The organism is Methylibium sp. T29-B, from assembly GCF_000576225.1.
GTDB lineage: Bacteria > Pseudomonadota > Gammaproteobacteria > Burkholderiales > Burkholderiaceae_C > Methylibium > Methylibium petroleiphilum.
In genome coordinates this window covers 1-7098 of record NZ_AZSN01000173.1, presented here as the reverse complement: position 1 = coordinate 7098, position 7098 = coordinate 1, and the positions used below count along the sequence as shown (strand labels likewise).

The 7098-nt window shown below is 69.2% G+C and carries 6 protein-coding genes; 4 read left to right on the top strand and 2 right to left on the bottom strand.

Annotation, left to right across the window (positions count from 1 at the left end; all coding sequences use genetic code 11):
• A partial coding sequence (locus Y694_RS18510) for a class I SAM-dependent methyltransferase (RefSeq protein WP_036235196.1) occupies positions 1-1357 on the bottom strand: 1357 nt, incomplete at its 3' end.
• Between the two features lie 566 nt (positions 1358-1923).
• Here Y694_RS18510 and Y694_RS18505 point away from each other — a divergent pair.
• Both Y694_RS18505 and Y694_RS22780 read left to right on the top strand, forming a co-directional pair.
• Positions 1924-3459 (top strand): ParB/RepB/Spo0J family partition protein, encoded by a 1536-nt coding sequence (locus tag Y694_RS18505; protein ID WP_051495889.1) that lies wholly within the window; start codon positions 1924-1926, stop codon positions 3457-3459.
• The gene (locus Y694_RS22780; RefSeq protein ID WP_051495888.1) at positions 3432-3962 is read left to right on the top strand and encodes a hypothetical protein; all 531 of its coding nucleotides are present in this window, start codon (positions 3432-3434) and stop codon (positions 3960-3962) included. Before Y694_RS18505 ends, Y694_RS22780 begins: the two co-directional genes overlap by 28 nt.
• 22 nt (positions 3963-3984) lie before the next feature.
• Here the strand turns inward: Y694_RS22780 and Y694_RS18500 are convergent, their stop codons facing one another.
• Positions 3985-4752 (bottom strand): hypothetical protein, encoded by a 768-nt coding sequence (locus Y694_RS18500; RefSeq protein ID WP_036235194.1) that lies wholly within the window; start codon positions 4750-4752, stop codon positions 3985-3987.
• A gap of 306 nt (positions 4753-5058) precedes the next feature.
• On the opposite strand from Y694_RS18500, the gene Y694_RS18495 reads away from it, so the two are divergent.
• Entirely contained in the window at positions 5059-6330 is a 1272-nt protein-coding gene (locus tag Y694_RS18495) for a site-specific integrase (protein ID WP_036235200.1), read from the top strand.
• Between the two features lie 40 nt (positions 6331-6370).
• On the top strand, positions 6371-7098 hold a 728-nt coding region (locus Y694_RS25000), incomplete at its 3' end, for a tyrosine-type recombinase/integrase (protein ID WP_051495886.1).

The window sequence follows — 7098 nt, the reverse complement described above, 5'->3', positions numbered from 1 at the left end:
CGTGGATGTCCACGAGTTCGCCGTCTTCCACGCGATGCACGCGGCCGTGGTGGAGGTGGTGACTCCCGGGCCGGGATCCGGTTGCCGGCGTCGTTTCGCGTCGCGGGGCCGGCGTGGCTCCCGGCGCGACGGCGCTGTACACGCTGCGCGGCAGCAGATCGACTCGCCTCGGCAGTTCTTCGGTCAGATCGCCGTCGAACACCGCGGTCGGCACCGGCTCGTGGCCGTTGCTCTCCTGGCGGATGCGGCCGATGCAGAACTGCGGCTGCGCCGCATACCACTGGTTGATCTGCAGGTAGCGTTCGCCGCAGCGCGGATCGCGCAGCGACTCGGGCACCACGCTCAGGCCCAGCCAGGGCTGCTCGTCGGCCTCGCCCGGTACCCGCTTGCGCAGGAACAGGATGTCCGCCTGCACGTCGGTCGACGCGATCTCGGCGAAGGCGCCGCGCGGCAGGCGGATCGCGCCCAGCAGCACCGCCTGCGACGCGAGGTAGCGCCGCACGGTGTCCTCCCAGCTGTCCATCGTGTGGCTGCTGGTGATGAAACAGGCCAGCCCACCGGGCCGCAGCAGATCGAGCGCGCGGCCGAAGAAGTAGTTGTGGATGCTGAAGCGGCCGTAGGGCCGGTTGCTCGAATCGGCCACCTTGTAGGCACCGAAGGGCACGTTGCCGATCGCCAGGTCGTACCAGTCATTGGCGAGCGGCGTCTTCTCGAACGCTCCGATGCGCACGTCCACACCGCTGGCGCCGTAGAGCGCCCGCAGCATCCGGCCCGAAAGCCGGTCGATCTCGATGGCCGTGACCGTGCAGTGCTCGGCCAGCGCCGCCGGCATCGCACCAAGGAAGTGGCCGATGCCGGCGCTCGGTTCGAGCACACGGCCTCCATTGAACCCAAAGCCTCGAACCGCCTGCCACATCGCCGCGATCACTGCGGCCGGGGTGTAGTGGCTGTTGTTGACCGACGCCAGCGCAGAGCTGTGGTCATCGGTGTCGAGCGCGTCGCGCAGTTGCGCGGCGCGACGTGCCCAGGCCGGTTCCGGCGCCTCGAGGTTGAAGCTCGCGGGCAGGCCACCCCAGCCGGTGTAGCGCAGCAGCGTGCTGCGCTGGTTCTCGTCGGGCTCGTTGCCCGACGCGTCGAGCGCGCGCAGGGTGTCGATCGCGGCCAGGTTGGCCTCGAACTTGGCGACGGCGCCGCGCGGGATGTCGAGCCCGGCGGCGGGCAGTTGGGGCCAGGGGCGCAGCGCGGCGCTGGGCGTCGGCGGCTCGCTCGGCCGCCACAACGGTTGCGGCGGACGGGGCTCTTGTTCCTCGTCGCCCGGCTCGTCGTCGAGCGGCGGATCGGGAGGGACGGGGGGCATGGGGTGGCGCGAAGGCCGCGGCGGGCTCCGGCTCGAAGCCGGGCAGCCAGGAACAGGGCTCGGGGATGCGAGTCATGGGGGTCTCCGTGGGGCGACGGAGACGCACCTGCCCCGCGGGGAGATGGCTCCCCGTCAGGGTGGATGGATGGCCCACCGGATGCGCAGGCGCATGGGTGGGTGGCTCTGGTGCCGCGCGAGGCGGCGATCATTCAGTCAGATGCGGTGTCGGTGCGCCGCGGGCATCGGGCTCCAGGCGGAGCACGAAGGGGCTTGGAGGCGGGTATCGACCGCGGCGCCGACGCAAGTCGGGGCTGGGCAGGCTGACGCCTGCGGGTAGCCCTTGCACTGTGCGCGAAGGCCTGCGGGTCCGATCACGTCTCAACAGGTTGCCACTGCGAAGCCCCGCCCACGGTGGCGGCGTGCGGTGGCGATGGAACGGATCGGGTCGATCCAACAAGCACATCGCTCACGTCATGCCCTCAAGCCGCCCCACTTGATGGCGCCATCCCTCATGGGAACCTGAATCCACGGGCCGATGTCGCGCCCGCCCTCATTCAGGAGCCCCCATGAAACCCTCCAAGCAGGAGCTGGAAGCCGTGATCGCGGCTTCACCCCGCAGCTTCGTTTCCTTCAACAAGCTCGTGCTGTCGCCGACCTACCAGGCGCGGCCCGAGAACCCGGCGGCGCCGCTGCCGCTCACCGAACTGGCCGCGTCCATCGAGGCCGCGGGCCTGCTGCACAACCTGATCGTCGTGCGCGGCGCGCGTGGCTTGCACGAGGTCTGCGCCGGCGGCCGGCGTCTGCGCGCGATGGCACTGCTGGTGGAGCAAGGCCGCTGGGCCGAGAACCAGCCGGTGCCGGTGCTGGTGGTGCCGGCGGAACAAGCGCTGATGGCCAGCCTGATCGAGAACGTCGAGCGCGAGGCCTTGAACCCGGCCGACGAGTTCGCCGCCTTCGCCCGGCTCATCGACGGGGGCCGGTCGGTCGAGGACGTGGCGGCGGCCTTCGGCGTCACGCCGCAGGTCGTGAAGCGCCGGCTCAAGTTGGCGGCGGTGTCGCCTGCGCTGCTGACGCTGTTTCGCGAAGGCGGGATTGGCCTGGACTGCCTGATGGTGCTCGCATCGATCGACGACCCGGCGCGCCAGGAGCAGCTGTGGCAGCAGCTGCCTGAATGGAACCGCAGCGCGGATCAACTGCGCCGGCTGCTGACCCGCGGCGAGGTCGAGTCGGATCGCGACGGCGTGGCGATCTTCGTGACGGTGGCCGCCTACGAGGCCGCGGGCGGCCACCTGCGGCGCGACCTGTTCAGCGACGACGGCAAGGCCTACCTGCAGGACGCCGCGCTGCTCGAACGACTGGCGCTGGACAAGCTTCAGCAGCCGGCCCGCGAGGTAGCCGCCGAAGGCTGGAAGTGGGTCGACGTGCGGGCCCAGTATGTCTACGAGGACTACCAGCGTCACAGCGAGGTGCGCCGCGCATGTCGCGCGCCGAACGCCGACGAGGCGGCGCGCCATGCGCAACTCGAAGCCGAACTGGAGACGCTGCACGCGCGCATGGAGGCGATCTCGGACGACGACGGCGACGAGAACGAGTACGCCGCGCTGGAAACCGACGACGAGCGGCTGCAAACCGAACTGAGCACCATCGACGAAGCGCTGGCGGTGTTTCCGGCGGACCTGATGGCGCTGGCGGGCTGCGTGGTGTTCGTGGGAGCGCGGGGGACAGTCGAGGTCAAGCGCGGGCTGGTCCGGCCGGAGGATCGTGATGCGGTCGTGCAGGCCGCGCGGCAGGCCACGAGCGGCGAGCCGACCACCGGCACTGCCCTCGTGAGCCTGCCCAAGGGCGGCGCCCGCGCGGTGCATTCCGAGAAGCTGATGCGCAGCCTGACCGCGCACCGCGTCGCGGCGATCCAGGCCGAACTGCTGTTGCGGCCCGACGTGGCCCTGGCCGCGCTGACAGCTCATCTGGCCGCGAAGCTGCTCAAGGACGGCTTCCACCGCTACCGCGGCGGCGACGATGCGCTCACCGTCAGCGCGAGCGAGACGCACGACGCCTGCGGCGCGAGTCCGCGGACATGGCCGAGGCCGAAGCCTGGAAGCTGATGGAGCAGACGCGCGTCGAGTGGACCGCGCGACTGCCGGCCGACGGCGCGGCCTTGATGCCCTGGCTGCTGGCGCAGGAACGCCCGACCGTGATCGGACTGCTGACCTTCCTCGTCGCCGCGAGCGTCACCGGGGTCGAAGGCACCGAGCGCGAACGCCAGAGCACGGACGCGCTGGCCCAGGCGCTGGCACTCGACATGCGGCGCTGGTGGAAGGCCAGTGCCGCCTCGTACTTCAACCATGTGTCGAAAGCGACGACGCTCGCCGTGGTGACCGAGGCCGCGGGTGCCAACGCCGCCGCGCCGCTGGCCGGGCTGAAGAAGGATGGCGCTGCGGCAGGTGCCGAGCAGGCGCTGGCCGCGACGGGCTGGCTGCCGCGGTGCCTGCGGACCCCGCCGCAACGGTCCGAGACGGGGCGCGCGCGGCTTGACGGCGGGGACATGGAAGCTGAGCCCGGGGATGCGCCGCAGGACGAGGAAGCCCTCGACGAAGGCGCCCGTTGATCGAGGGCCGGGACGGTGGGCACTAGTGAAGCACGCCTCTCGGGTGCGGCAGGGCCGTGACGGGGTCCGGCATCAGCGGCACGGCGAACAGGTCGTGGTCGCCGGGGATGTCGAACGGCGCGATCTCTCCGCTCATGTGCCGCAGCAGGCCCGGCAGATGATCGAGCATCCATCGCTTGGCGGCGTGGCGAGCCGCTGGCGTCGCCCGCGGAAGCCACGGGCACCAGATGCCGAACGGTGTCTGGCGGATGTCCAGCTCGAGCCCCACGGTCGGCCGGCGTATCGCCGCAATGGCGAACTTGGCGAATGCCGCGCGATCCTCCTCGACATAGCCGAAGGCGGTGACCATCGCCCCGGCCCAGAACGCCGCGCGTGCTGCGTCGTCGAGCAGGGCGGGCACGATCAGCTCCCAGACCAGGCTGCCGCCGATATCCCATTCGAGCAGCCACAGCGTGGGACTGAAAGCCCGAATCCCGGCCCGCTCCATCGGCGGCAACTGGTGCGCCAGGTTGGCGGGCGTCCAGGGACTCACCAGCGGTGAGTCGGTGTAGATGCCGTTCAGCGACTCCGGATCGTGACGGCCAGGGAGCCTCTCGAACAGCGCATGGTCGTGCGTGACCGCCGCCGCGACACCATCGCGCAGCGCCCTGGACCAAACGCGGGCCAAGGGCTCGCACCGCACGGCCGGCAATGCGGGCTTGTCGAACAGATCGGGGGCGATGGGCGCATCCGCGTCGAACGGCATCGGCAGCGCCGGCGGGAGGCTGAAGGGCAGCTTGTAGGGCTTCATGGTGTCCTCAGAGCGTGGAAGTGGAGGGGGTGGCCACCGGCGGGGCGTCGAGTTCGGCGGTCGCAGGCGCGGCCACATCGGCCGGCGAGCCGGCTGGCGGTTTTGTGCGCATAACGGCGGTCTGACCTAAATAGCAGATATGTGCAGCTACACATATCGCGTATTTAGGTTCGTCCGCCGTTATGCGCAGCAAGGGCCTCAAGCCGAGCGAGCCACCTATGACGTAGGCCATCCCGACTGCGCATAACGCTTCCAAGATCGTCCTCCCCGGTGGCCGCTGTGGCCGCCGCCAACGAGGAGACGATCATGGATTCGCTCAACTCCAATGGATCCGGTGCACTGGCGCTGGAGACGTTGTGCCAAGGCGCTGCGCAAGAACTGCTGATGCGCAGCTACACCATCCGCACCATCAATCGCTACAAGCGGGTGTGGGAGCAACTGGCCAACTTCGCCCGTGCCCAAGGCCTGCCTGCCGAGTACACGCGTGAACTTGCCATGCGCTTCGAGCAGACGTACGGCGTTCGCGACGGGGAGGTGCTCAAGCTCGGCCAACAGTGGCGGCGGCACTTGGTCTTCGGCATCAGGGTGCTCGACGACTTCGCGCGCACTGGCACCATCAGCCGCTTCGTGGTGGAGACCACCGGGCTTCGCGTACCGGTGGGCATGCACAAGGCCCTGCGGGAGTACGAGCAGTACGCCCGGGAGCGGCGGCATCTTCGGCCCAGCAGCCTGGCCGAGCGCATGCACGACATCGCGGTCTTCCTGGACTTCCTGCGCACTCGCGGCCTGGAGACGCTGGACACCCTGCAGGCCGAACACCTCAGCGCCTTCGTTCAGACCCGGACGGGCTGGAAGCCGATGACCGTCGCGTGCGTCTCGTCCAGCGTGAGGCTGTTCCTGCAGTTCCTCTTCATGCGCGGCGCCCTGCCGCGTGACCTCAGCGCCGCGATCCCAACCGTTCGACTGGCCAGCAATGCCAAGGTGCCGTCGGCGTGGGAGCCGGGACTGGTCGAGCGGCTGCTTGCCGCGGTCGATCGCAGCTCACCGAAGGGCCGGCGTGACTACGCCATCTTGATGCTCGCCGCACGCTTGGGTCTGCGCCTGGGCGACATCAAGCACCTGACGCTCGACCACCTGCACTGGACCACGTCCACCATCGAGATCGTGCAGAACAAGACGGGTGAGCCGCTGGTCTTGCCGCTGATCGAGGAGGTCGGCGCCGCACTCATTGACTACCTGCGAGCTGGGCGACCACCGGTAGAGCACCGACATCTGTTCACTAACCTGACGCCACCGTTCGCGCCGATCCGCGAGAACGACCGGCTCCACCGCGTCGTGGCGTACTGGCGGGAACTGGCCGGGATCAAGTTCAAGGCGCCACAGCGTCAGGGCCTGCACTCGCTGCGCCACACCCTTGCCACCCGGCTGCTTGGTGCTCAGACGCCGTTCCCGGTCATCTCGGCCGTGTTGGGGCATGCCTCGCCAGCAACGACCTTCATCTACGCCAAGGCCGATGTGGAGACGCTGCGCATCGCAGCCATCGATCCGGAGGAGGTGTGCCATGGCCGCGCCTCGTAAGCCCGCGACATTCACCGGTCACAGCCCCTTGGCCCCACTGATGGCGCAGTTCATTCAGGAGAAGCGAGCCTGTGGCTATCGCTACAACGTTGGCGCATGGAGCCTGTGCCGACTCGACGCCCATCTGTGCCGCCAAGGCTTGCAGCAAGTCGAGTTGCTGAGGTCCGTGACCTCATCGTGGTTGGCCAAGCAGCCGCACGAGACCGGCAAGACCCAGCGCGATCGTATCAACCTGGTTCGCCACTTCGCTCTGTTCATGCGCCGGCTCGGCCTTCCCGCCGACGTGCCAGATCAGGCCGTCGGCGCCAAGGAGTCGAAGTCGTTCCTGGCACGCGTGTTGACGCACGAGGAAGTCCGCCGATTGCTCGAAGCCGCTGACCGGATCGAGCCGATGGCGTCGACCCACCTACGCCACATCGTTCTGCCGGAGCTGCTGCGCGTGCTGTACGGATGCGGCCTTCGCCTCGAAGAGGCGCTGAGCCTGCGCATGCGCGACGTCGACCTGCTCCAAGGCGTGCTGCACATCAACGACACCAAATTCCGCAAGGACCGCCTGGTGCCGCCGGCCCGGCCACTGGTCGCTCGTCTGCAGAAGTACACGGCCGCGCTGGGGCCACGCTCGGACGACGAGTACTTCTTCCCTTCACCGCGCGGCGGCCGACTGGACGGTGGCGGCGTGTACTGCAATTTCAGGGACCTGCTGCACCGATGCGGCATCGGCCACGGCGGCCGAGGCGAAGGGCCTCGGCTGTTGACGCCGACCGAAAA